This is a genomic window from Metabacillus lacus (assembly GCF_009674805.1).
GTDB classification, from domain to species: Bacteria; Bacillota; Bacilli; order Bacillales; family Bacillaceae; genus Metabacillus_C; species Metabacillus_C lacus.
The window spans coordinates 1-26,407 of record NZ_WKKI01000026.1 but is presented as its reverse complement, the minus strand read 5'-3'; the positions used below and the strand labels follow the sequence as shown (position 1 = coordinate 26,407).

The window sequence follows — 26,407 nt, the reverse complement described above, 5'->3', positions numbered from 1 at the left end:
TTATTAAAGATGTAGGTAATCCTGTTTAAGCGCCTTCGAGATTTCATCCATTAATCCACGGCGAACCTTAAATCCTGAAAAATCTTTTTCTATAGCTAGCAGTTTTTTAACTACTTTAATATCAACCTTAAACTCATCACATAGAAGTTCTAAATCTGAAACTTGATCCTTTTTGAATAGGGGACGATCATCCACTTCCCATTCAAGGTCATAGCCCATAACTTTATTGAAGATTTGAGGGACATGATCATCCCAGTCACCTTTTTTATACCAAACTTTCCTAATGGCCTTTAGTTCTTCTTCTTGAATTAATTTATAATTAGGGTCATTAGGGTGCTGCAATTGCTTTTGTACTCTTAAAAGGTTTTCTAAGATTTCTCTTCTTGTTTCCATGGTGAATGGTCCGAGGCCGAGCTGGGCAAGATTTTCATCATTAGTATCTTCGTCAAAATAGCTAACTAAAATCATATGATCACCATTTACACTCAGGTCAATCTTATTATCTTCTAAATACTCTTTAAGCTTATCTTTTTCTACAATAGTATATTGGTCCAAAGGAATAAGCTGCTTAGGTCTGCTGCCTTTTTTGGCGATCAAATGATGTGGAACCCCATCTACATCTTCAACTTTAATGTCCTTAAAATAAATTTGACCATTCATTCTATATTTCATTCGTCTGCTGCGGTCATCTCTAATAGATGAAAGCCAGTTACGAAAATTCAGTAAAGGCTTCATCCAATCATGTCCGCTCTGGATAAATCCTGAGAGAGCCTTATCTTCGTTTACAACCGTACAAACCCAGCATCCGAATCTGCTGTTACCGCATGAGCCAGCAGACTCTTTTACAGTCTTATCTACTACTAAAGGACATTCTCCGCTGCTTGAATCTTGATATAGTCGATGGAGTTCAAAGTTATCGTCACCCCAAGGAGAAGGGTTACTAAGTAAATAATCCCAAACATCATCTAAAGAGAAACGCTTGATAGGCGCATAAACATAAGCATTTGATAAAGTTGAATGACGCATAAGAACTTTACCTTCAACGGTGTGAGAACGAATAACATTAGCTCTTGTAGCACTTTCGTCTTCTCTAACACCCAATACCATAATTACTTCTCCAAATGAGCTGACCTTGTCTGTGATGAACTGATTGGCAGGGTCAATTTTTAATCGGTCTGTACACCATCTGAACTGTTGGTTAGGGGAAGGGTAACCCTTGCCGATAATATTCAACCAGAATGACTGTTCTACAACAGGTTTTACTTTATGTGTTTCTATAGGGAGCCCTAATTCCAGTGCTTTTTCCTGGATCTTTCTTAACGTTTGGTTAATCGATTGGATAATCAATGGTGTTTCCACAAGTGTATCGGAAGAAATAACATATATTTTCTTTGTTAACTCTTCAGCAGGCAGCTCTTTAAGTGCTTCAAAAACAAGCTGCACTACAACAGTGGAGTCTTTTCCGCCGCTATAACCGACAACCCAAGGACGTTCATCAGATAGATATATTTTTTTAATCTCCTCTTTAGATTCCTCTAATACTGTTTTTTCTTCATTAAAAAGACTTGAGATGATTCCTTCGCTCATATTACATTTCTCCCTGCTTAAATTTATTCTCAATAGTCTGTTCATTTTCTAAAAGTGGCAAGCCCAGTAAGTTCTTAATCTTATTCGTTGTCAGTTGAATTGTAAGGTTTGTTTTTTGAATACGGCCGTTCGAGTTAAAAGCTCTGCCCAGCCAAGATTCTGTGTTTTCTCTGTTCCAATCTATATCTGATAGTTTATGAATATATTTTTTCCAGTCTACCTGGTGATACTCTCTTAAATATCTTCCTAAAACACCGATCGCTTCTATAAAAACTCCATGTCCAACGATAAAGTTAGCTCTAAGTTCTCTAGGGGATAACTCTTTATTTAAAACCTGATTCCATTCCTTGATAGAATCAGTTAGTACTTCCCAGAATTCAAAAAGAAACTTCTGGTCATCATTTGAAATCTGATCTCCTTTGCTCTTCCCCAATAACTTAAGGTTCGTGTTAAAAATATGGTTCAAAGCTAATATTTTTGGAGAGTTTTTTGACAATGAAACTCTTTCTCTATCTGTATAGCGTTTAAGTAATGGAATTTCAGTAACCAATTCTTTAGTCACAAGTGATAGTTTATCACGATGGTCATATAAGATACCAATAGAAGATGTCGTATTTACCGCATGACGATTAAGGTCTGAAAAGATCTGTTGTGACTTAGTCAGCCCTTCATCATGATAAAAAACAACTGATATTGTTTCCGATCCAATTTCTGGAGATACCTTCAACGCTTCTTCAATTGCGGCCCGGCGATGCTGGCCATCATTAATTAAAAATCTTGAATCTAATGATATTCTTAGCTGACCTAAGTCCTTAGATGATGGATCTTCACTGAAAGATATAAATTCTATTTCTCCATCTATCGAAGCAGTAAGGGATGAAAAGACATAATCATGGTTATTTTCAACTATGTAGTTGGTGATCTCAGGAATCCTTGATTTGTTTAATATTCTTTGAGCTCTGTGTTCTGGCGGGATTTCATCTTCATCAAACAAGAAAATCTTTGGGATTATTCTCAATGGGCACATTGCAACATAATACTCTTTATTAGCTTGTACTCCACGAATGGCTGAAAAACTATAACTAAATGCTGCATCCATAGTAACGCCTCCTGATTACGTACGTAATGTGATGAAATGATTATATACTTTTTAATTTTTATATACAATAAAAAATGCCGAACTTTTATTCGGTTTTTGCACGATTGGATATTATTTTACATTCCTAAACATCTTTGTTAAAAATTCATTAAGATTTTATGTTAAAATCATGTTATTAGAATAGCATTCGGAGTGATGAAATATGGAAAGTCAAACTTTATACTTTTTAAGTTTTCTCGAAGATATAAATCAAGTTGCAGCAAAAAATGCAAAGAAGATGGAAGAGCTGTTATATGAGGATCCAGCTAGTTCCATAGTGAAGGCTAGGCTCTTTGCTGAAGCTATCCTCAACGAAGTATTTAGGATAGAACAAATTGATGCTCCTTACATTTCTACACTTTTTGAAAAAATCTCTCATCTTGCAAGAGAGGATTATATTAAGAGGGAAATTCAACAGTCCTTTGACACTATACGGTTATCTGGAAACAAGGCAGCCCATGATGGAGATTTTGATGATATAAGTGAAGCTTTTAAGTTACATAAAGAAATGTATAATATAGGTCTTTGGTTTTATGAAGTGTATTCTTCTGAAGAATTAAAAGTTCCAGCTTACGATACTCCTAAACCACCCAAGAAAGAAGAAAAGATCGAGGAGTTAGTAAGAAAACAAATTTTAGACCTTTTAGGTTCTAATCATATTAGCGGGACACAGGTTAATACAGAAAAAGAGGAAGACATCATTGAAAAAATTGTTCAACCTGACTATATAGAAAATGAAGGTGAAGTCTCCCTTATAACAAAAGATCTCCCAAATGGGCAAAGCTATCTATTACGCGAATTGAAAAGATTAAAAGATTCATCGCAGGAAGCAATTGAAAATGCAAATCAATTCAGTGCCTTCAAAGACTACTTGCATGTAGACCGTAGAATTCAGTTAGACTTAGAGCGTATTTTAGAAGAACAATCCATAAAGGAGAAAGGGAATCTTATTTTACTTTGCGGAAGCGTAGGAGACGGTAAGTCGCATTTACTAGCTTACCTAAAAAAGAAAAAGCCTCATTTAATTGGTAAATATACAATTTTTAATGATGCTACAGAAAGTTTTTCTCCAAACAAAAATGCGATGGAAACTCTTGAGGAAGTATTGGAAAATTTTTCAGACCAAAACATTCATGACTCAAATCAGAAAGTTATTCTGGCCATTAATATGGGTGTTTTACACAACTTTATTAACACGCAGCATGAAAAATATTCCTACCAAGTGCTAAAGGAATTTGTCGAAAAAAGTGATTTGTTTTCGCAAAATATAACAACATTGTTTAGTGAAGGGTCTTTCGGTTTATTAAGTTTTGGGGATTACCATTCGTATGAACTAACTGAAAAAGGTCCCACTTCTAGTTTCTTTTCAACATTAACGGAAAAAGTTTTTTCTGAAACTAAGGAAAATCCATTTTATGCAGCATTGAGAGAAGATGAGGCGAACGGTGTAAAAACCATAGTGCATGAAAATTTCCAGTTAATGCAGAATGATTTTTTGCAGCAGCAAGTAGTTCAATTAGTCATCAAAACTATAGTCAAAAGCAAATTGGTGATTTCGGCAAGGGCTTTCTTGAACTTCATCGCTGATATCTTAATACCTGATGAAGTCAAAAATATTAAGTTAGTGACAGAATTTGAGACATTGAAGGACTCATTGCCAACACTTCTATTCAATAGAAGAGAACGATCTGTTTTACTAAATGCATTAAATGAAGTCGACCCAATACACAATAGATCTATATATATAGACCAGGTGGTAATTGACCTGAACACTCTAAGTAACTGGGAATATTTAATAAATATTAATATTCAAGACAGCACTCCAATCGAATGGCTGAAACCGTTCATAAGCAATGAAAATTTAAGTGATTATTCATTCAATCTGTTCTTTGAGTCTTTTATAAGGTTAGCATACTTAACTAACGAGGAGTTTGCCTCAAAGCTTTCAGATTCAAGTTACAGTGAGTTTACTAAAAATCTATTTTATTTTAACGTAGGTGAAAAGAGAAAGATTAAAGGCTTTTACGATGAGATAAAAAGAGCTATTTTCAATTGGAAGGGAAGTCCAAAGAGGGGATATATATACCTGAATAAACCTGATGAAAAGTTTCGTCTCGCACAAAAACTAAATTTGAGGCCTACAATTGAGCATTTAACGACTAGAACTGAGGAACAATTAGATTCTTTTAAATCATCTATCCTCTTAGCATACCATGGCGGTAATGCTGAAGATAAAATTTATTTAGATATAGACTTTCAACTGTATCAATTACTTGTTAAAGTACAGCAAGGGTACCGTCCCAATAAAAAAGATGAAGAAGATGCTATAAAATTTGTAGAATTTATTGAGAAATTAATGGCGTTTGGTGAAAAGAGAAGTGAGTTGTTAATACATTATCCAAATGACAAGAAATATTACACGATTAAAAAAGATGACTTTGGCAGTTTCGTATTTGAAAAGGAGTAGTAAATGGTGATTGAGAATCTATATCGAGAATTTTTAAAAGAACATTTAGTAAATAAAAATAAACATGATGTAGGAAAGGTTCTCGATGTTTTGCCTTTTTTGTCTAAGAGAACCAGGGCAATCAGAGGAAACTTCGGTAAAGTTCTTGGAGAATATATTCGCTTGTTATGTCAGGTAGAGATTGATAAAAAGGCAATCAAAAAACAGGATTTCTATACTTCAGCTGATGAAAATGACTTGAGTGAACATATTGCTTCTAAGGTGGACTTTATAGAGGACGAAGAGGCGTCAGATGATTTTATTAGGTTTCTGGATCAGTACTTATTCAGTAAAGAGGAAATAAAGCCCATTCATCCCTACCTGTTCAATTATATTACCTATGAAGATAAACAGAAAAATGAGTTTAAAAAGTATGCACAATTTATGGGGGACACTTTAGCCTCGGGTAATAGGGAACTTAGGGAAATATTTAAAAATAAAAACACAGAAGACATTCTTACTGAGCTGATACTAAGTCAGCTTGATGCATTGAAAGAGGCTAAGCCATCAGATAAACAGTACCAGCAGCTAGTACAACCTTTAATAACATGTTATCAAGAAGATCTTTTATATTTGAGTAAGTATAAGGATTATTTCCTGGCTTCTTTTCCAGTTCTGACTCACTTCTACACTTTAATATATTCCTGTCAATTACTGTTAAAATTCGAACAATTCACTAAAGCAAACTTTGACGAAGTGCATCCATTGTACTTTGCATTGGAATGGGAATCGATTAATAAAAGAAGAAAAGCAGCAGATGATTTAGAAGGATTTAAGTTTATAAAAGAAAAAGCTAAAAACTTATTTCCTCATATTCATACAATTTCACACTTGAGCCATAATGCTCTAAACAAAGAATCATCCAACGATAGATTTCAATTTATCCCATATAGTATTCTTTATAAGAAGATCCAAGACAGGGGAGAAGCATTTGAAAAGGCATTTCTCAGGGAATTGAAAAATTGGATAGAAGATTATAAAAACCTGCCATTTACAGGAGTTTCTATTCCTGACAATTCTGATTCAATCCCCGAAGCTTTTGAAGTCTTATTTGAATGTTTAAAGGATGGAATGAGTACCGGGGTTTGTGAAAAATACGGTAGAAACATTGAAGATTTGGCGTCTAACCAATTCTTGAAAAGCAGGGGAAGCTTAGGGCAAGTGCTAAATATTAAGCATGATTTTCTGCTTCTGATAACAGCGGTATCCGTTAAGGATAAGAGAATTCCATTGAACGATCTATTTAAAGAATTTGAAAAGCGCGGGATAGCGTTGGACCGTTATTCCAAAAAGGAAGTAGTAAAGTTATTTGACAACTTAAATATTATTGACAAAAAAAGTGATAGTGGTGATGCTCAGTATGTCAAACCAATTTTATAATTATATAGCTTCAATACTTAAAAATTTCTTTAAAGAATCCGGTATAAACAATGGGGATAGATACTATCTGCAATTAGACAGTCATTCAGATGTGGAAGCTCTAGTTGACTCGTTAAAAAATATTGAAAGTGCTAAAAAGTTTGAATATAAACATGAAATGGGAGAGAAATACGTAACATTTTCTATCCCGTTTCAGGAGAGACATCTAGTTGTAGCTCATACATCTGCTTCTGTGAAGCCTGATTTCTTAGTGACTCTAAGAAATTTAGTCGGAGAACAGACTGGAGAATGGAAAGACACAGCCTTACTAAGTATAGTTTCGGAACAGTTAGATTCTATTCAAGGAGGAAGCAGTGACCTGCAAAAGGAAGGCATGCCCTTGCATCCTTCTTCCATCTTTAAAAATTTGAAGTTTGAAATTGAACACAGCGTTCTTGAAAAGGTAGATCGGATAATTCTGATGGATAACTTGGAATATTTAATGAAGGAGCAGTCCTTCCAGCAAATTACTATCTTTGAATTTGAAGATATTTTTTCTACTTTAGAAAAAGGGTCAATCAATGATAATGAATACTATAAATACGGAATTTTTAAGGATCCCGATTTGGATTCTTTTAAAGGAAAAGAGCAACAAGCGAGAATAAACGAGAATAGAGAGTTATACGATTTTGTCCGGAAGGTTCATGACTTTGGCTTGGGTGAAGATGAATTGGAGAAAAGATTTACTCCCCAGGCAAAAAAAGGCTTAATGGATGAGGATTGGAAGCAGCTTACCTTTCCGAAAGTTCATAAGTATCATCAAGACTATTTAGATACTAAGAAAGGGGTCAAAGTTGAATTAGAAGCGATTAAAATTAGTGATAGACTCATTAATTGGAATAGACCTCTTAAAGAAACTGCTGCCGGTAACAGAAAAAGACATATCATTATCTTTAATCCAGAAAACAAAGAAAGTATAAATCTTCAAATTAGTTTTGAACTAAACGGCGGTATAACAAGTTTATCGAAAGAATTTCTTACGGTTCCTAAAGAGTTTGATGGATCGTCAACTATTGAAGTAAAAAAAACGAATATCTTTGCAAATATAAAAACCAAACACGAGGAAGTATCTTATCTTAAGTTGGCCTATAAACATGATAAGAAGTCTACCCTGGGGGCAGAACTTTCTATAGCAGTTTTGCCTATTGATCCAATTTATCTAGATAAATACAAATCGACATATACCGTTGACCCTATTCTAAAGACAGTCGGATTACAGTATGAGGAAGAAGTATTAACTTTTGGTCAAGGAATGGAAAGCAAAAAGCTTCAAATAGAATCTCAATTACAAACAGTAATGTTTACCCAAGATCAGCAGGTTACAGTTGAGCCACTCCCGGAGTCCTTTAATGACGAGGATGAATTAATAATAAAAGCTCAATTTGATAATACTGTTGTGCTACTAAAGTTAAAAAATGAACTTCCAGAGTCAATGCCGATTACCGGACAGCGTCTATGGAAGTTAATTCGTGAGACCAGCCATGACGTAAAGTGGATAAAAGAAAATAACCGACTTATTCTGGAAAACAGAGAGTTTTATTTCCATTCTGAATATAAACAGTACTTTGAGTGGGAAAATCAATGGGTCGAACAAGGGATAAAACATGCATATTTCGAGTCCGACCAGTTAATTGAAAAAGATGTTGTATTAAAAGATGAACTAAGAGAAGCATTCAGCCGATTTATTAACTATTTTAAAAGGACTGAAGGTATTCCAAGTTTATCAGCAGTTTCTAATGAATTAAGAGATAGGTCTATCGCTTATATTAAGGCTTACCTAGAGGAAATCAAAGGCTTTGTCACAGGAACACCTGCTGGAAAAAAAGGAATGGACTTATTCAAGTTAGGAACTCTTCATTCACCAAACATGGTTTACTTCACGCCTTTTCACCCCCTTATGGTTGCCTATAAATTAAAAGTATATAACCTGCTGGGTCATGAGGAAATTGACAATAGTATTTTGAATCGCTTAAGCCCAGATGCGCTTGTTCCATTTCTATATAATGAAAATGAAAGATTATACAAACCGGATTATCAGCAATCAGCCATGGAGTGGTTGACTTTTAAGCCTGTAAACCAAGTCTCTGTCTCTGATGCTAACCAATACCTTGCAAAAGTAGTTAGCGATAAGATATCCCAATTCAAGGATCACTTTTCATATTTGTTTATAGAGAGTTCTATGGCTCCATTGCAGATTAATATTATTAATATTGTAAACGATAAAGAAGTTCTCAAAGGGATCATACATTGGATGCTGAAGGTGATCGAGCGTGAGGGAATAGATTATTTAAAACCAGTTGAAGTAACACTATATAATGACCAAGAAATAGAGAGTGCTTTTGATTTATATGCTCGTACGGAAACGGTTGAAAAAATGGAAGAGCTTTTTGATATTAAGTTAAAAAAGAAGGACTTAGACGAAGAAGATGTACTAAGAAAAATAAGGCAAAATTTATTCTTCTATAAACAACTGATAGGCGAGGAATATAAATATGCTCATATTTCTTTTTATAAGATGAAAGCTCAAGAAAAATATGCAGTCCAGCCAATGAAGGATATGACTTCTGGTATCGCACTTGATGGGCTGTACTCAAGTGTTCCTTCAATGAAAGATCAAGAGAATTACAAGAGTGGATTCGGCACCCAGGCTTATTCCATTGACCAAGAGAACTTATTGGCATCCACTTCTTATTATGTTAATGAACTGGCAGCAAACCTGCGAAACAGTGGGAATGACAGTTACCGAAAGGAAGAAGTGATATTCTCACGAACAACAACAACCGATGAAGAAAATCTGGAAAAAATCTTTAAATCTTCTTATTGGGTTACTTTTGTAGACCCATCTATCGATTTAGAGTACTTCAATCAATATGATGGCAACCTTGTGGTAATTCATTACAGTGACCAATACTCTTCATCAAGCCGTTATGATGCTATTACAGTAACAGATAAGTCACAACAATATTATGCCGTTATTAAAGAATTTCTTGCTCAAAAGAATGTTGAAGGCACAGATGAAAATGTTCTAAACACTATTAAAGCTTTTAATACGTTTAATGGTGAATGGTTGTTAAGGATTATAGGAAGTAAAGGACATTATGACAGGGAGAAATTAAGCATTATCTCTGCTATCAAATTCTCGGTATCCTATTTTGATCACCCGAATATTACATGGGTGCCTATTTCATTGGAGGAAGTGCTGAGAGTAGCGGGTGCTGTCAGTCTGAGTAAATCTGATGGAATCTTTACAGCAAAGAATTTAGGCGTTAAGGGAAGCCATAGTGACGACCTATTATTGATCGGACTTGAACAAAAAGGTGAAAATATATCACTTCATTTTTACCCTGTAGAAGTAAAGATTGGTTTCAATAAAGGAACAGTACTTGATAAAGCAAGAAAACAGGTAAAACAAACGAAACAGCTGTTCGTTGATACACTAACAGGAGAGACTGGAGAAACTTTCACCGGTAAATTCTATCGTAACTTCTTTGCTCAACTTCTTATTTCTAATGCACAAAAGCTGCAGCAAAGTGACTTCTGGACTGAAAAGGGCTATGCCTTGCCTGAATCTTCCCTAGAGAAGTTGTTAAAAGACGACTACACAGTGTCAAATAGACTTTCCAGTTATATTGGAGATGGTGCAATCCTGTCATTCCAAAAAGATGCCCATCATCGAAGTGCAGCAGTTGATTCTGAAGTTCTTCTGTTAAATTTAACAGAAAGTGATGGATACGAGGGACTCGTCAGGCCTATAAAGGAGCTTCGTAAGTGGATTCAAGAAGAGGAAAATGATTTTGTAAAAGAGGATATGTTATCTTATAGCTATAAACAGAGTGTTTCAACAGAGGAGCAGGAAATTTCAGAGCAACCAGAATCTACTTCAGAAGAAACTGTCAATTATGAATCTGCAGACGAACATGTAGCTGAAAGTTATACTGAAGAGAATAATACAGAAAATGAGCCTGCTGATGAACACTCGCAATCAGAATCAGAAAATCCTCCCGCAGACCAAAATGTAGAAGAGGCGTTAACGGGTAATGATACAAGCAGCGATCTAGAAGATACAAGGATCTTGTTGGGGAAGGCAGAAAACTCGAACCGGAACATTTATTGGGAGTTTGGGAATAAAGGTCTTGCTAATAGACATTTACTGATATCAGGAAAATCAGGACAAGGTAAAACCTATTTCATGCAATGTCTGCTTCTGGAAAAGTCAAAAATGGGCATTCCGAGCATCATCATTGATTATACAGAAGGCTTTTTGCCAAACCAGCTGGAAGAAGAGTTTGTTACAACTTTGGGGCCTAAGCTCAAGCAAAAGATTGTATACAGCGAGAAACTTCCTATTAATCCTTTTGAAAAGAATGTCCGGGATATAGGAGGAATTCAACTTCCAGAATCAAATACAGATATAGCTGAAAGAGTGAAGAGTGTATTTGCCTCTGTATACAAATCACTCGGTATTCAACAACAGAATGCCATTTATGAAGCCATACTGAATGGGCTCGAACGTTATGATGATAAAATGAGTCTTGTTAAGTTAAAGGAGATGCTCGAGGAAGATGGAAGCAATTATTCCAAGACAGCTTTATCCCAAATCAGGCCTTTAATTGACAGGGATCCTTTCAGTACAGAAAATACTGTGAACTGGAAGGACATAGTGAATAGCAACGGAGAGATATACATTATTCAGTTAACTGGTTTCCCGCGAGATGTCCAATTAATGATAACGGAGTTTATTTTATGGGATATGTGGAATTACTCTGTGAAGCATGGTTCTAAAAATCATCCAATGCCAGTAATTATGGATGAAGCGCAAAACTTGGATCATACTGAAAAATCTCCTTCTGCGAGAATACTGACGGAAGGTAGAAAGTTTGGCTGGTCAGGGTGGTACGCTACTCAGTTTTTGAAGTCTCAATTGGATCCTGATGAGTTAGCTAGGTTGCAGAATTCGTCTCAAAAAGTATATTTCTCTCCACCAGAGCAGGAAATATCCAGTATAGCCGGCAGCTTATCTAAAGATAATAATGAGAAAAAACAATGGGAAAATAAATTAGCTTCATTGAAAAAAGGGCAGTGTATTGTACATGGACCGGTCTTAAAAGATAATGGAGAACTATCCAATCCAACTGTTACGGTAGTAGATATTACTTCACTTTCAGAGAGATTATAATTAAATACCCCCGCCAAATCAGCGGGGGTGTTTTGTTATAGAATCATTAATCGGAAATCTTCCATGGAGGTTTTGTTTTTATGAAGTTTCTCAACTAAACGAAGTCCATGTTCTATAAAGGTTAGCATATATTTGTGAAGTTCTTCGTCTGATAGTGGTTGATTAAGTTCAGTAATAATGAGATGTTTGAAAAGAACATATTCTCTATCCTTAATAATATTATCAGGGATTGGCCATTTTTTACCTAAGGCATAATTTGCATTCAATGCACCATTGGATTCTGAAATTCCTTTTGCCAAAGCGATCTTTATCGCCTGCGGTCTGTCAACTTCCAATAAATCTACAAACTGATCTAAAATTTTCTTTCCTTCTTCAGAAAGCGATATATTTCTATTTGACATATTCTCACATCCTTACAAAATCAAAATACCCATCTCTAATTACAGTATATTTTTCTTTTTCGTTATAATCTAACATGTATTGTTTATAGGATGAGCTTTCCATTAAGTCTACATATTCTTCCGTAATCTCGGTATCAGTAGATAGAATAATTACTTGTTCGCTTAATTCTTTATAATAATGGTTGATCAAATGATTTCGGTGATAGCTGTCCAACCTTCCTAATGGAGTATCGATTACCATAGGAAGCGACAAGTCCGACGCTTTAGTTAGAGCCCAGATCAAAGCAGAGGAGATCATTTGCATCTCACCAGCTGACCTTTCCTGGATGCTAATCTCCTGCATGCGGTCACTATAAAGCCTGATAGAATATGTGCCAATATCAAACTCAATTTTACCAAACTCATCCTGCTTTCTGAAAAGAACTTTGAGCATCTTGGAAAATTCTTCTCTTATGATTTCAGCTTTCATTTTTGTAACCTCGGAAATGTAATCATCCATAGCAGCAAGTGTTTTTTCAATATTAATAAGTTGCTCCTGGAACTTTTCTTTATTTCCATCTTTGTTAATTAGGCGCGTAAAATTATTTTTAAGCTTTGCTCTTTCATCAAGATGTTTGTTTAGTTTACTTACTACTACTTTAAACTTTGTTTCGATTTCTCCCAAGGCTTTAACTAACATATCTATTTTTTCGTTTTCTTTATCTAGGTTAACTGCTTCTGGAGCATTTCGTATGTCAGTTTCCAAAGCTTCAAACTCTTGTGTAAGTCTTTCAATTTTGTTTATATATTGTGTTACTTGATGCTTATCCTTTCCTGCCAAAGAGATTAAGTAGTTGTAATCTTTATTAGAAATATCATGGATCTCTTTATATTCTTTATCCACGTAGTTTCTAATATCGTTTTCTTTAATCCATATTTCCTCACCAAGTTCTCTTATTTGCTTTAATTGCTCCTGAGAAAGGGGGGGAGTGATCGATGTATTTAATAATTGATTAATAAAGTTCCGATAGGGAGACAGGGAAGCATCCTGTAATATTCTCTTATGACTTACCTCATTTTCTTTCTTCAATCGTGTCTTTAGTTTACTGATCTTCTCACTTAATATTACATAGAGAATATTACTCGAATAGAAAGAGCTATATTCTTTTTTTATTATCTCTAATTCTGTTGCAACCCGGGTTTGCTTCTTCACAATTACTTCTCTAGATTTAGAATTTTGGGTTAGTTTTTCGTTTCTCTGTTGTTTTGCAGCTTCTATTAATCTTAATTGGTGTAGCCGTTTTGTCTGTAGTCTTTCTTTCTTTTCTTCATATTTAGCAATATCTTCATTAAGCTCAATAAGTTCTTTTTCAGCATTTTTTAAGCTGGCATGATTAACAGAGCGAGCCAGTTGCTTTTCGATAGACTGCTTTAATACTGTAAGATCTTTTAGAAGCTGCTTATACGATTCCATACCAGTGATTTTTTGAATAGCCTCTTTCATTTCCTGGCTGTTTTGTCGAAGAATAATATCTTTTATCTCTTCACCATCAAAGATGAAGAAAGGTGCGGCATGGTAGGGAATTATTCTATCAATAAACTTATTAAAAACCTCAATATTGTCTATTTGAGCATGTTTAGGTCTACTTGAACGAGGCGTTTTAACTTCAAGGGCTCGCTCTTCATGAGATAATCTTTTTAGCTGGTCAAAGTGCCATTTTACCTTTAAGTGCCATTCCTCACCCGTGTCAAGTTCAATAACTAACTTAACGCCACACTTGCGACCACCTTCGTTAAAGTATGTGTTATTAATGATATTGGAGAACAATCTTTTGTACTCAGTCTCAGACATTCCTCTTTTACCAAAAAGGACGTATAGAATTGCTTTGAGGATTGTTGTCTTTCCGGCGCCATTTAATCCACCTAGTAAAATTATATTCTTCCCGTTTTCTCTTCTTTCGTGTTCAGGTATATATAAATCAACTGCTTGTACACCATAATAGGTTTTATAATTGTCAAATTCTAATTTTTTTAATAACATATGTACTCACCTCAATTCTTTTCCTTAAAGTGAAAATCTATTAAATTTTGGTACTCCTTGACTCTAGTAGCTTGAGTGTTATTTTTATAAGCCTCATTTTTAGCCATTTTTAATAAAGCTTTTCCAAGAGTAGTTGGAATTTCATTCCTAGCACAAACTTTTGACATAAGCTCTATTTCTCTAATTTTAATTTTATTCATAAATAACCACCTACTTTTATCGATTAAAGTCATAAATTGTCTATTTTATTATTTTACTATATATAGAATTGGAATAGTAACTACTTATTCAAAACAATAAATTACAGCTCGCATTTAAAGTGTATGAATTTATACCACTATGATTAAAAGTTTGGTAAACTTTATAGTTATAAAGGAAGGGAAGAATCAAAGAGACATGAGTTGGGATTTAAAAATAGGGGAAATTAAACACTCATATATTAGCGATATTGACATATGGCAAGCAATTAATCATTTCTACTTTCATTCACAAGTAACCACTTCTTATAAATTTGGCTTTTTCAAATCTTTATTGGAGAACTTATACAATGTTAATGATGAGCTTGTTCTAAATTATAATTATTTATTCTACTCTTTTACAAAAATTTATTGGAACTTGGTTGTGCATCATGGTCTTTGGCAATCTAATAACAGGAATCAACATTCTGTAATTCAAAGGATATTAGAGACATACAGTGAGAAATATGCAATACCAAAACAATGGAGTTTTGACAAGTTAGATAATGAGTTGCAATTAAAAATTGTAAAAGCAGTAAAGACTAATGGAAAAAGGTATTTTATTGGAGCATTCTACGGAGACACGAATGGACTTTTTTATGAATTTAATTTAAAAGCAGAACATTTAAAGTTTAATAAACCAGTTTATGAGTTTCTACAACATCACCAAAGGACCTTAATTCAGCTCACTAATTACCAACTGGCTAAGTTCTTAGAAAAAAATAATAATGTGCCACATGTTGATTATTTGTTAACTAAGGTAGAGGTTATATCTAGGAGAAGCTCTTTAGATAAATTTTACCAAATAATAAATAAGTACGAAAATAATAATTGCTTTTATTGTAGTAGTAAGTTGAAGCAGAGATCCGTTCACCTTGACCATTTTATTCCTTGGAGTTTTATTCAGACAGATGATCTTTGGAACCTAGTGTTATCTTGCCAAAGATGTAACTTGCAGAAAAGTGATAAAGTCGCAGAAAGTAATTATTTGGATCATATTATTAAACGAAATGATATCCTATTGGATAACTTAATTAATGAAGAGGAGCATTATTTTGAGTACTATTTAGCTGAAAAACTCATTACTCTTTACGAGTACTCCCGATTTAATGGATACACAGGAAAATGGAAACCATATAGTATTTAATTAATTAGATGTCAACCAATATTCACTTTAATTGGTTCCCTATAGAATATTGGGGAGGTACCAGTATAGATATCAAAAGCCCCTAACATCTCCATTTGAGTTCTAATCGGCGTATGAATTCTTAGAAATAGATACAATATTATCATCTTTTATACAAGAATCAAGCACACCTTTTGACCCTGCTAAATCTAAAACTGAATACGTTCCTACCCAATATATAGCAGAGTTGATTATGTCAAAAGGATATGATGTTACCATATTTGACGAAAATGACTTAGAATTAATAGCAATTGAGACTATACTGGTAAACAACATAATATACAAATACAAAAGATCAGAATTTTCATATATCGAGCTTTCTTTTATAACAGTATTGTTAAGGTAGTGTTCTTGTCGTTTAGGCTCCTAATTCAAAATGTTATTTTTGTTGTCATATATTGTACTAATTAACTTACTTTCAGTGTGGTTTGTGAGAGTCGTTTTTGTGTGCAGATTTGTGTGCAATCCTATTTTCCCACATTAAACTGGACTTGAAGCTTTTTTAAATCCTATTTCTTCTTGTTATATATTTCAAAATGAATGGGCGAGTCGATATGGTGAGTGCAATCAATACTAAGTTAATAAGAATCCGAGCATTTTTAAATTATATGGTAGGATGTGAAGTAATTAAAACTAGTCTAGCTAAGAAAGTAAAAAAAAAGAAAAAGATGTAAAGGTTGATGTTTTCAGTGATGAGCAAAACCGCCAGATGTTGAATTTCTACAGAAGTATAAAATAAACAACGTGAAGTAGCTATGTAGCTTATTGAGATTATATTCTTATCGTTACAATAATCGGTACTGGGATTAGAAGAGGTGAAATTATTTATCTTCATCAGTGGTCTAACATCGGAAATAAGCAGGATGAGTTTAATATACATCAGCTACTTTTAAAGTTATGAGTATTTTAGATATATCATTAATTAATAAGGCCCAGACAAATCCTGGTTAAATTAAAGATGCCCCACGACACGAATCAAAGTTGTTCGAAGGGGCATTATAAATTTGTTATGTGTTAAATTTAATAATCTTTCTTATACCACTGCTATTTATCTCTAACCTAGCCACTCGTTTAAGATACCCATTAGTTACTGTAGCCATCTTAAGAAGAACCACTTGTCTCAATCCACTTTCCTATCACCCATCGAAGGTTTTCTTCTTTATCCTTTACGTCATCCATATTTAAAAATCTTACTACAGCCCTATCATTACTCTGCCATTCCAAGATTCCAGTGTGGTCATCAAAAAGAGGCAGGGGCAATTTAGGTTTTACCTTTGCTCCGCAATGGAATACAAGGCGGAAAAATCCTTTTCCTTTCAGATTAAAGGTGATCCGGTCCTCATTTCCAATACAAAAACTAGGGGCATTCCATTTTATATGTTCTGTAAATCTCTCATCGGCACTTAGGATTATCCTACGCACTTCCTCTATTTCTTCTTGTAAAGGGTGTTGGAGTTTGTCCAAGAAATCTAAAACTTGCTGATTGCCGGATATTGTCTTTTTGGTTGAATTTCTTTGGGGCTTATCACTCATCCTTCATCATCCCTTCTCATAGTGTGAGGAGTAAAGTTAGTTCAAATGGTTGGTCAATTTACTGATAAGCGACAGTAGGTGTTCCAATTGTTTTAGTAATCTGCTCTGCTGCATTGCAGTTTCGTACTCTTGCATGCTGCACAATGGTTATTTTAAGCCAATGACCATCCATCTGTTTATGGAGCAACCAGTTAAAACCGAAAACGAAATACTTTTGCAAATTATAAGGGAAGGTTTTCCTTACAAGCTGTTTAAAATCCTTCCTTATATGATTTTTTGAGTATATAGTCGGAATGTTTCTGCTTGCTGATTGAGGTACTTTTTGAGGAACATTGCCTAGCAAACGGAAAAACTCCTGTATTGGAAGATTGAGAGTTTAACACGCTTTCCCAGCGGGTTTAAGCTTAAATAATTAAACTTTGCACTCATAACCAGAACTTTCTAATCCAGGAAAAATTGTGTAGGTAATTCCTTTGCTAAGGTTTATAATTGTAGAATGATGAAAGGAAATAGGAGAAAAGTATGATGGAAGATGGATGGATTTATTTGCTGTTGATTGGAGTCGCGGGAATTTTAAGTTTGGTGTTGAGCCTTTTCTCCCACTTTGCATTAAAAGATGCTCCGGGTGCCAGGCAGTATGCCATGGCTGCGTTATGTTCAGCTGTCTTTTCGTTCGCTTATCTTTTTGAATTGAATAGCAGCAGCTTAATAGAGGTGAAATTCTGGCTGGGGATTGAATATTTGGTGATGCCGTTTATTCCTGGTTTTATTCTGTGGATGTGCATCGATTATGCAGCTGTTAAACTGGGGAAGAAGTCTCTCTTTCTGCTGTTTGGACTGCCTGTACTTACCGTTTTTCTGCATCATACCAATGATCTTCATAATCTTTACTATACATCGATCAAACTGAAGGAAGGGGTTCCTTTTGAGGTTGCAGAATTCACGTATGGACCTTTCTTCTTCTTTCACGCTTTATATTTGTTTCTATGCTTAATCATCAGCATGGTGATTCTGCTTTTTCAGTTAGCAGGATCAACACTCCGGTTTCGGGTTCAGATTTCTTTTATGATTGCGGGATTGTTTCTGCCCATTGCCGCCAATCAATACTATTTGAATGATTCCAGTCCATATGGCATTGATCTTGGTCCGGTTTCTATGAGCATTTCATTTGTTTTTCATGCTCTTTCTTTATTCTCTTACCGGATGTTTCATGTTCTCCCCATTGCGAGGGAAAAGGTGTTTGACAGCATGAATGAAGGAGTCATGGTCCTGGATCATAAGGGAGCACTGGTTGATTATAATAAGGCGCTAAAAAAGGTGATTCCTCATGTCACATCCTCGTCTATCGGAAGTACAATCTCTCATGTTATGAAGCAAAATCGATTATTGCTGGATATCATTGGCGGAGGCAGAGATTCAGATTTTGAGCTGGAGCCGGACGGAGTAACAAAGCATTATCAGGTGACATTTTCCTCTGTATTTAAAAAACATACAACCATCATCGGCAGCATCATTACGTTCACTGATATCACAGACAGGGTGATTCTTCAGAAAAAGCTTGCAAGACTCGCAGCCTATGACGGACTGACGCAAATTTATAACCGCACCCACTTTCTTGAAAAAGCAGAAACAGCGCTTATAAGCCTTATGAAAAAAGAAAGCAGTGCAGCTCTCATTTTGTTTGATATAGATCACTTCAAATTGGTGAACGATACATATGGTCATCAGATGGGGGACACGGTCATTACCCATGTAATTCAGAAAGCGCAGGCTTGCCTTCAACCTCAGGATTTGATCGGACGCTATGGTGGAGAAGAGTTTATCATCTTTCTTCATGAAGCGAAGGAAGAGGAAGCGATTGCTGCGGCTGAAAGTATCAGAAGTTCTATTGAAGAAAGCCTCCTCAGCAGTGAAAGCTACAAGCTGCATGTAACCTCCAGCTTCGGTGTCTCGGCGGTTTCCTGCCATTCTGTTTCGCCAGGTGAAGCAATCAAAGAAGCTGTCGAACATGCAGATCACGCCCTTTATGCCGCCAAGAGAGCTGGCCGTAACAATGTTCAGCTTTTTGAGGAGAGTGAGCTGTATAGCGTGTAAGAAGAATTTCGAAATGATCAGCTTTGATGGAAAAGCTCTTCAAGCCCCTGGGAATCTTGTCCCTCGACAAGCCCGCTATTTGAATTCACAACCATGCTTTGAAATAATAGGAGCAGCACCATTATGGAAAGGAGTATGGTTATGAAGGTATTAATCGTTGGAGCTAACGGCCAGATTGGAAAGCACTTGGCAGCATTGCTGAAGGAGAGTCAAGGTTACAGCCCCATTGCAATGGTCCGCTCAGAGGAGCAGGCAGAGGAGTTTGGGAAGTCCGGAGTAGAGACGAGGCTTGCTAATTTGGAAGGCACTGTTACTGAGCTTGCCCAAACAGCTTCCGGATGTGATGCGATCGTTTTTACTGCCGGATCCGGCGGGCAAACGGGAGCAGACAAAACACTTCTGATTGATCTGGATGGAGCCGTGAAAATGGTTGAGGCGGCTGAAAAAGCGGGCGTTGTGCGGTTTGTAATGGTAAGCGCTCTTCAGGCTCACAACAGAGAAAACTGGAATGAGCACATCAAACCGTATTATGTGGCGAAACATTATGCTGACAAAATGCTGATCAACAGCAGCCTTCACTATACAATTATCCGCCCGGGCGGCCTGCTCAATGAACCTGGAACAGGAAGGGTATCAGCAGCTGAGAACCTAGACAGAGGCTCCATTGCCAGAGAAGATGTTGCGAAAACCATCCTTGCCGTTCTGGACAATGAAAACAGTATCCGCCAATCTTTTGATTTGATTTCCGGAGATACAGAGATTGCGAAAGCAGTTCAAAATCTGTAGAAAGCATAACAGCCCCTTTCACATGGAAAGGGGTTTTTTATGTAACTTCATAATGTGCATGATCATTGCTGCGCTGACCCCAAAGCGGCAATAGCCAGTTCAATCCTCGTGATACATTATCCCCGCCGTTTCTTGAAAACAGCAGTCCCATTGGTCATGATGGTGTTCAACAATGCCAGCCAAACACTATGGTCGGGATTGGGAGATTTTCCATTCCCCATTCGGGCCAGCTGCTGCTCATACCAGACAATCTCTAACATGGAAGCAGATTTATCGAGCCATTTCAAACCTGTTTTCGTCGGCTTTAACTGTATGGTTTGGTAGGTTCCTTGGAAAATTTGCTGAGGAAGGTCAGGCATCAGGGCAAGAGGCTTGGCAATTCCAACCATATCAATTTCTCCTTCAGCAACTGCGTCTGTCATCGCCTTTTCAGAACGAAAGCCTCCTGTGACGACCAGTGGTGTGGAAACGATATTCCTTACCTTTGTGGCGAATTCCAGAAAGTAGGCTTCCCGTTTTTTCGTGCTTTCTTTCACATTCGACCCCTGCATCATGGGATTCTCATAATTCCCACCTGAAATCTCAATAAGATCGATTCCCGCGTCGGCCAGGCTGCGAATGACTTCCAATGATTCTTCTTCCGTAAAACCGCCTCGCTGGAAGTCAGCAGAATTCAATTTGATTCCTATTGGGAAATTAGCGCCGGTCTGTTTACGAATTTCCTGATAAACTTTCAACACAAATTTCATTCGATTTTCCAAACTGCCGCCCCATTCGTCAGAACGCCGGTTATGAAAAGGAGATAAAAACTGACTGATCAGATAACCGTGGGCACCATGAATCTGCACTCCGGTAAATCCGGCTTTTTGAGCCACTCTGGCCGCGTTTCCAAACCGGATGATCAAATCCTGTATTTCCTCTGTGGTAAGCGCCCTCGGTTCATTAAAGAATCTTTTTAGATTGCCGGAAAGCGGTATCGCGCTTGGAGCCACAGGCTTTTTGGACAGCGTTCTCGGTGACTGCTTTCCGGGATGATTTAACTGCATCCAGAGATGAGTATCATTCTTTGTTCCAGCCTTCGCCCACTTCTTGAGCATCTCTAGATCTCTTTCATCCTCAATCACAACGTTGCCTGACTCTCCAAGAGCACTACGGTCTACCATGACATTTCCTGTCACAACAAGGCCTGTCCCGCCTTCAGCCCAGGTAGTATATAGTTTGATCAGAGCGGGAGAAGAGTTGTGATCTTTCGTTCCAAGCGCTTCGCTCATTGCAGATTTGAAAAAACGGTTTTTTATTTTGGTTCCATTCGGAAGTGTTAACGGTTCTGATAAGGGATGTACGTTGTTTGCCATTTGTTATCCACCTCAATTTTTTAGACCTTCTCTTATTATTGAGGCTGAAGGAGATTAAATCAACCAATTCAGTGTCTATGCATTCTGAGCTAGAGTTTGAATTTCTTCTTCGGTAAGGTCATAAATTTTTGGAGACAAAGACTAAGGTGTTGATATTTACGCAGACCGGAGAGTTAATTAAGTATCTGTGAATTAAACTGAATCAAAGATACAGTCACTTCAACATAAGAATGGCTGTTTTTTTATATCTCAGGCAAAAACTTCGATCTTGATACGATTAGAATTTCGACAGGTACTGAGTAGCTTTAAATCATCGTTGGTAGATCAAAAAGACAGCCTTTTTAATGTCTATAAAACAATTCCAACTCCTTCGGGCAGCAAATTATGTAAATTTTTGTTAATAAAATTGTTAATTTCTTTAAGGAAAATAGTCTGAAACTGGAAGTTTATGACTGAACCATTTTGCACAAGTATGCTTACATAGGTGCTCGATATTTATTAAGTATTACGAATGGTCCGGATAAATGGACCCTTAAGGAGAATATTTCCTTTACATATCTTCACACCAAATTCAAAAATGTTTTTTATACTTTCGTTGTACCAATATTTAGGGAGGGATAATGAATGAAATACGATAAAGCGTTTGATGAGGCGGTTAAAAGTTGGAGTGAAACAGCTTTTAGTAGAAATATGGACCGAAGAAATTTTATAGCGGGTGCCAGCAAGCTTGCGGGTTTATCACTTGGTCTTGCTCTTGCGCAATCTGTAACAGGGATTGAGGTTTCTGCAGCTCCAAAATTCAGTGATTATCCCTTTTCCCTCGGTGTAGCTTCAGGTGATCCGTTGTCTGACAGTGTCGTTTTATGGACAAGGCTTGCTCCGGATCCGCTGAATGGAGGCGGAATGCCAAATGAAGCGGTAAAGGTGAAATGGGAAGTTGCCCGAGACGAGAATTTCCGCAGAGTCGTCCAGGAAGGCAAGGTGGCAGCAAGGCCTGAATTGGGGCATAGTGTGCATGTTGAAGTGGACGGACTAAAACCAAATCAAGTTTATTATTATCGTTTTACCTGCGGCGGGGAAGTCAGCCAGACTGGAAGAACTAAAACACTGCCGCCAGCCGGGGCTAAGGTTGACAGACTCAAGTTTGCATTTGCTTCTTGCCAGCAGTTTGAACATGGTTACTTTACGGCATATAAACATATGGCGAAGGAAGACCTTGATTTGGTTTTTCATCTTGGGGATTACATATATGAATATGGCCCGAATGAATATATAGCATCAACCGGAAATGTCCGGGTGCACAGCGGCCCCGAAATCATAGCCCTTGAGGATTATCGAAACCGATATGCGCAATACCGCTCCGATGTCCACCTGCGCGCTGCACATGCTGCTTTCCCGTGGGTAGTTACGTGGGATGATCATGAAGTGGAAAATAATTATGCGAATGTGATTCCGGAAAAAGGACAATCTGTTGAAGCATTTATTAAAAGAAGAGCTTCTGCATATCAAGCTTATTATGAACACATGCCGCTGCGGAGATCTTCTTTGCCTAAAGGTTCTGATATGAGGCTTTACAGAAGCTTTACTTATGGAACTCTTGCTGATTTCTTTGTATTGGACAGCAGGCAGTACCGTGATGACCAGGCGAACGGTGATACCAGTTCTCCACAGACTCCGGAGTCACTTGATCCCACAAGAACTCTTCTTGGAGCAGAACAGGAAAAATGGCTGGCAGATGGTTTGTCCGGTTCAAATACAGGATGGAAAGTGCTTCCGCAGCAAATCTTTTTTGCAGAACGCAACTATGGTACACCTGAAGCACCTAGGTTCAGCATGGATTCATGGGATGGTTACCCGGCTGCCCGCGATCGCTTAATGGAAGTAGTCAAGAGCAATGACATTACAAACTTGGTTGTCCTTACAGGAGATGTTCATGCAAGCTGGGCATCCAACTTAAAAGAAGATTATAAAAACCCTAGCAGCAAGACGGTTGGAGTGGAGTTTGTTGGAACTTCCATCACGTCAGGAGGGAATGGTGCGGATAAGCGGGCAGATACCGATAAAATTCTTGCTCAAAACCCTCATATAAAATTCTTTAATGATTATCGCGGATATGTCAGATGTACAGTAACACCGGAGCAATGGCGGACAGATTATCGTGTTGTTCCATTCGTAACCGAACCAGGGGCAGACATATCAACGAGAGCTTCATTTGTTTATGACAAAGATCAAATGGGCTTAAAAAAGGTTTCTTCTGTACAAGTGCCTGACGGTGTGAAGCAGACAAAAGAAGTGGAAGAAGATAGAAATAGCGCCCAAAACCGTGCACATGAAAAGCAAAAGCACAAAAAGAAACAGAAGAACAAAGAAAAAGAAAAAGTAAATAATTAAACAATAAATTCTACAAAGAAAAGGAGCTGTATTTATGCTTTCAAACATAGGAGTGCCAGGGTTAATTCTTGTCCTAGTGATTGCCCTAATCATTTTTGGTCCTTCCAAGCTTCCCGAACTGGGGCGTGCAGTAGGATCAACGCTCAAAGAATTCAAAAGATCAACAAGAGATCTTGTTTCAGATGATGACGAGCCGAAAGAGGAAGATGCTGTGCCTTTAAGGAAAGAAGGATTGTAGATGCAATACTTGAAAGAAGATGTGAGCAGATTGCCTACATCTTCTTTCAATAAAAAAAACATAAAGACTGGGAGGGGTCGAAGATTGCAGAACAAAGATACTCTTCTTATTGAGCATTTAGAGGAGCTCCGGCGTCGGATTATTTTAACTCTTTGTGCATTTATCTTTTTCTTTATCATAACATTCGTTTTTGTTACCGATATTTACAACTGGCTGGTAAGGGAAGTTGATGGAAAACTGGTCATCCTAGGACCAAGTGATATTTTGTGGGTGTATATGATTTTATCAGGTGTATTTGCGTTAACCGCTACGATTCCTGTAGCTGCCTATCAGACCTGGAAGTTCGTCGCACCGGCCTTAAATCCCGAAGAGCGTATAGTGACTTTGAGATTTATCCCAGGTTTATTTGGACTTTTTATCACTGGAATTTCCTTTGGTTATTTCGTCTTGTTTCCGATTGTATTAGGATTTCTAACAAATCTCGCTGGGGGACAATTTGAAACGATGTTTACCGTGGAAAAATACTTTCAATTTTTGATTAGCATCACCCTTCCTTTTGGATTTTTATTTGAGTTGCCTTTGGTAATCATGTTTCTGACCAGACTCGGAATATTAAATCCTAACAGACTCATCAAAGCAAGAAAATTATCGTACTTTGGGCTGGTAGTAGTATCCATATTGATTACACCTCCCGACTTCATTTCAGATGTGCTGGTGATTATACCGTTGCTGACACTTTATGAAATCAGTGTATCACTATCTAATATCATTTATAAAAAGAGATTGAAAGCTCAAGCTATGTTAGAAGTGTAAGTGAACGTGTAAAAGGATTTAATATAGTGTTTTCGTAATCTCTGTATCTTCAGAGATTACATCAAATGATTAATGGATACTGTTTTCAATGTTAATAACTACATTTTAAAACCTCTAGGAAGATCAGCAGCCCCTTCCAAATGAATAGGGGCTTTTTGGTGATAGCTGAAAAAGCTGATTGGATATCGAAATACTTTGACTTTTTCCGCTCTCCTTCGTTTACAATAGAAGCAGTACATCTTATGAGGAGCGGCACTATGAAAAATAATTCACTCACACTGTCGATATTATTGCTGAATCTGTTTATCGCTTTTTTGGGAATTGGACTGGTGATTCCCGTGACACCAACGATTATGAATGAGCTGAACCTGTCCGGTGCTATGGTGGGCTACATGATTGCAGCTTTTGCCGGAACACAGCTTCTGCTTTCGCCCCTTGCTGGCAGGTGGGCGGATCAGTATGGACGTAAAATCCTGATTATCATTGGTTTATTCATCTTTAGTTTTTCTGAATACTTGTTTGGAATTGGAACTTCTGTTGAGATGCTGTTTTTGTCCAGGATGCTTGGGGGAGTAAGCGCCGCACTAATTATGCCCGGCGTGACAGCGTTTATTGCAGATATTACAACTTTGGAAACGAGGCCGAAAGCACTTGGCTATATGTCAGCTGCCATGTCCACCGGCTTTATCATTGGACCGGGCATCGGAGGTTTTATGGCTGAATTTGGGACACGCCTGCCCTTCTTTTTTGCTGCAGGATTAGGGGCATTGGCAGCAGTACTGTCTATTTTAATTTTAAAAGAGCCGGAGCGTAATCCGGAGAATGAAATGATAGAGTCCAGCATTGCAGGTAAGGGCATCGGGAGAATACTTACTCCTTTATATTTTCTGCCGTTTCTCATTATCTTAATCTCTACTTTTGGGTTAGCATCTTTCGAGTCTCTGTTTTCCCTTTTTGCAGACCGGAAATTCGGATTTACCCCAATGGATATTGCAATCATGATTACAGGCGGCGCCCTGATTGGTGCCTTTGCGCAGATTGTCCTGTTTGCCAGGCTGGCAAAACTTCTTGGAGAAATAAAGTTGATTCGCTACAGCCTGATTGTTTCAACCATCTTGGTGTTCTTTATGACCGTTGTGAATCAATATGTCAGCATCCTTTTGGTGACGATTACGCTTTTTGTAGGATTTGACTTGATGCGTCCGGCCGTTACCACCTACCTATCCAGAATTGCGGGAAGCGAACAAGGCTTTGTCAGCGGAATGAACTCCATGTTTACGAGTATCGGCAATGTTATGGGCCCGGTCATTGGCGGCCTCCTGTTTGATGTGAACATGAATTATCCCTTTTACTTCGCTACCGTTACTTTATGTGCAGGAATTGGACTGACGCTTCTGTGGAAAGTCCCGGCGCCAGTGAAAGCAAAAATATCAGACTAGCAGACTGGGCGGGGGAGCAAATTTTTTTTTTCACCCCGACCGGGCGATTTTAAACAAAAGCGCGCCCACGAGACAAGGCAGGGGCGCGG

General features: G+C 37.2%; 18 protein-coding genes. 10 read left to right on the top strand and 8 right to left on the bottom strand.

Annotation, left to right across the window (positions count from 1 at the left end; all coding sequences use genetic code 11):
- Positions 1-3: 3 nt before the first annotated feature.
- Together dndC and dndB are read right to left on the bottom strand one after the other, a co-directional pair.
- Positions 4-1,587, bottom strand: coding sequence for a DNA phosphorothioation system sulfurtransferase DndC (gene dndC, locus GJU40_RS13125; protein ID WP_154308349.1), 1,584 nt, complete (start codon positions 1,585-1,587; stop codon positions 4-6).
- A gap of 1 nt (position 1,588) precedes the next feature.
- Positions 1,589-2,686, bottom strand: coding sequence for a DNA sulfur modification protein DndB (gene dndB, locus GJU40_RS13120; RefSeq protein ID WP_154308347.1), 1,098 nt, complete (start codon positions 2,684-2,686; stop codon positions 1,589-1,591).
- Between the two features lie 202 nt (positions 2,687-2,888).
- On the opposite strand from dndB, the gene dptF reads away from it, so the two are divergent.
- The 3 genes from dptF to dptH are packed head-to-tail and all read left to right on the top strand — an operon-like array spanning position 2,889 to position 11,826.
- The gene (dptF, locus tag GJU40_RS13115) at positions 2,889-5,192 is read left to right on the top strand and encodes a DNA phosphorothioation-dependent restriction protein DptF (protein WP_154308345.1); all 2,304 of its coding nucleotides are present in this window, start codon (positions 2,889-2,891) and stop codon (positions 5,190-5,192) included.
- A 3-nt stretch (positions 5,193-5,195) separates the two neighbouring features.
- Positions 5,196-6,611: a DNA phosphorothioation-dependent restriction protein DptG gene (dptG, locus tag GJU40_RS13110; protein WP_154308343.1), complete on the top strand. Its 1,416-nt coding sequence runs from the start codon at positions 5,196-5,198 to the stop codon at positions 6,609-6,611.
- Positions 6,592-11,826: a DNA phosphorothioation-dependent restriction protein DptH gene (dptH, locus tag GJU40_RS13105; protein WP_154308341.1), complete on the top strand. Its 5,235-nt coding sequence runs from the start codon at positions 6,592-6,594 to the stop codon at positions 11,824-11,826. Before dptG ends, dptH begins: the two co-directional genes overlap by 20 nt.
- Before the next feature lie 35 nt (positions 11,827-11,861).
- On the opposite strand, the gene GJU40_RS13100 is transcribed toward dptH, so the two are convergent.
- Genes GJU40_RS13100 through GJU40_RS13090 form a run of 3 tightly spaced genes read right to left on the bottom strand, consistent with a single transcriptional unit; the run spans position 11,862 to position 14,447 of the window.
- The gene (locus tag GJU40_RS13100; protein ID WP_154308339.1) at positions 11,862-12,227 is read right to left on the bottom strand and encodes a hypothetical protein; all 366 of its coding nucleotides are present in this window, start codon (positions 12,225-12,227) and stop codon (positions 11,862-11,864) included.
- A gap of 4 nt (positions 12,228-12,231) precedes the next feature.
- Complete coding sequence (gene dndD, locus GJU40_RS13095; protein WP_154308337.1) at positions 12,232-14,247, bottom strand: DNA sulfur modification protein DndD; 2,016 nt, start codon at positions 14,245-14,247, stop codon at positions 12,232-12,234.
- An 11-nt stretch (positions 14,248-14,258) separates the two neighbouring features.
- Complete coding sequence (locus tag GJU40_RS13090; protein ID WP_154308335.1) at positions 14,259-14,447, bottom strand: DNA modification system-associated small protein; 189 nt, start codon at positions 14,445-14,447, stop codon at positions 14,259-14,261.
- A gap of 196 nt (positions 14,448-14,643) precedes the next feature.
- Here GJU40_RS13090 and GJU40_RS13085 point away from each other — a divergent pair, with 196 nt between their 5' ends.
- Positions 14,644-15,630 (top strand): HNH endonuclease, encoded by a 987-nt coding sequence (locus GJU40_RS13085; RefSeq protein WP_170289404.1) that lies wholly within the window; start codon positions 14,644-14,646, stop codon positions 15,628-15,630.
- A gap of 1,140 nt (positions 15,631-16,770) precedes the next feature.
- On the opposite strand, the gene GJU40_RS13080 is transcribed toward GJU40_RS13085, so the two are convergent.
- Both GJU40_RS13080 and GJU40_RS13075 read right to left on the bottom strand, forming a co-directional pair.
- Positions 16,771-17,202, bottom strand: a complete 432-nt coding sequence (locus GJU40_RS13080; protein WP_154308331.1) for a DUF1801 domain-containing protein — start codon at positions 17,200-17,202, stop codon at positions 16,771-16,773.
- Positions 17,203-17,260: 58 nt separating this feature from the next.
- On the bottom strand, positions 17,261-17,545 hold the full coding sequence (locus tag GJU40_RS13075) for a hypothetical protein (RefSeq protein WP_154308329.1): 285 nt from the start codon (positions 17,543-17,545) through the stop codon (positions 17,261-17,263).
- A 179-nt stretch (positions 17,546-17,724) separates the two neighbouring features.
- Here GJU40_RS13075 and GJU40_RS13070 point away from each other — a divergent pair, with 179 nt between their 5' ends.
- Both GJU40_RS13070 and GJU40_RS13065 read left to right on the top strand, forming a co-directional pair.
- Positions 17,725-19,296, top strand: a complete 1,572-nt coding sequence (locus GJU40_RS13070) for a histidine kinase N-terminal 7TM domain-containing diguanylate cyclase (RefSeq protein ID WP_154308327.1) — start codon at positions 17,725-17,727, stop codon at positions 19,294-19,296.
- A 141-nt stretch (positions 19,297-19,437) separates the two neighbouring features.
- Positions 19,438-20,082, top strand: coding sequence for an SDR family oxidoreductase (locus tag GJU40_RS13065; protein WP_154308325.1), 645 nt, complete (start codon positions 19,438-19,440; stop codon positions 20,080-20,082).
- Positions 20,083-20,198: 116 nt separating this feature from the next.
- On the opposite strand, the gene GJU40_RS13060 is transcribed toward GJU40_RS13065, so the two are convergent.
- Positions 20,199-21,437 (bottom strand): NADH:flavin oxidoreductase/NADH oxidase family protein, encoded by a 1,239-nt coding sequence (locus GJU40_RS13060; protein WP_154308323.1) that lies wholly within the window; start codon positions 21,435-21,437, stop codon positions 20,199-20,201.
- Positions 21,438-22,061: 624 nt separating this feature from the next.
- Here GJU40_RS13060 and GJU40_RS13055 point away from each other — a divergent pair.
- The 4 genes from GJU40_RS13055 to GJU40_RS13040 all read left to right on the top strand — a co-directional run bounded on the left by GJU40_RS13055 (position 22,062) and on the right by GJU40_RS13040 (position 26,318).
- Positions 22,062-23,828 carry an alkaline phosphatase D family protein gene (locus GJU40_RS13055; RefSeq protein ID WP_154308321.1) on the top strand — a complete coding sequence of 589 codons (1,767 nt, stop codon included), beginning with the start codon at positions 22,062-22,064 and terminating at the stop codon, positions 23,826-23,828.
- Positions 23,829-23,862: 34 nt separating this feature from the next.
- Positions 23,863-24,066: a twin-arginine translocase TatA/TatE family subunit gene (locus GJU40_RS13050; RefSeq protein WP_154308319.1), complete on the top strand. Its 204-nt coding sequence runs from the start codon at positions 23,863-23,865 to the stop codon at positions 24,064-24,066.
- Between the two features lie 84 nt (positions 24,067-24,150).
- Positions 24,151-24,879: a twin-arginine translocase subunit TatC gene (tatC, locus tag GJU40_RS13045; RefSeq protein WP_154308317.1), complete on the top strand. Its 729-nt coding sequence runs from the start codon at positions 24,151-24,153 to the stop codon at positions 24,877-24,879.
- Between the two features lie 257 nt (positions 24,880-25,136).
- Positions 25,137-26,318 carry an MFS transporter gene (locus tag GJU40_RS13040; protein ID WP_154308316.1) on the top strand — a complete coding sequence of 394 codons (1,182 nt, stop codon included), beginning with the start codon at positions 25,137-25,139 and terminating at the stop codon, positions 26,316-26,318.
- The last annotated feature ends 89 nt before the right edge of the window (positions 26,319-26,407 follow it).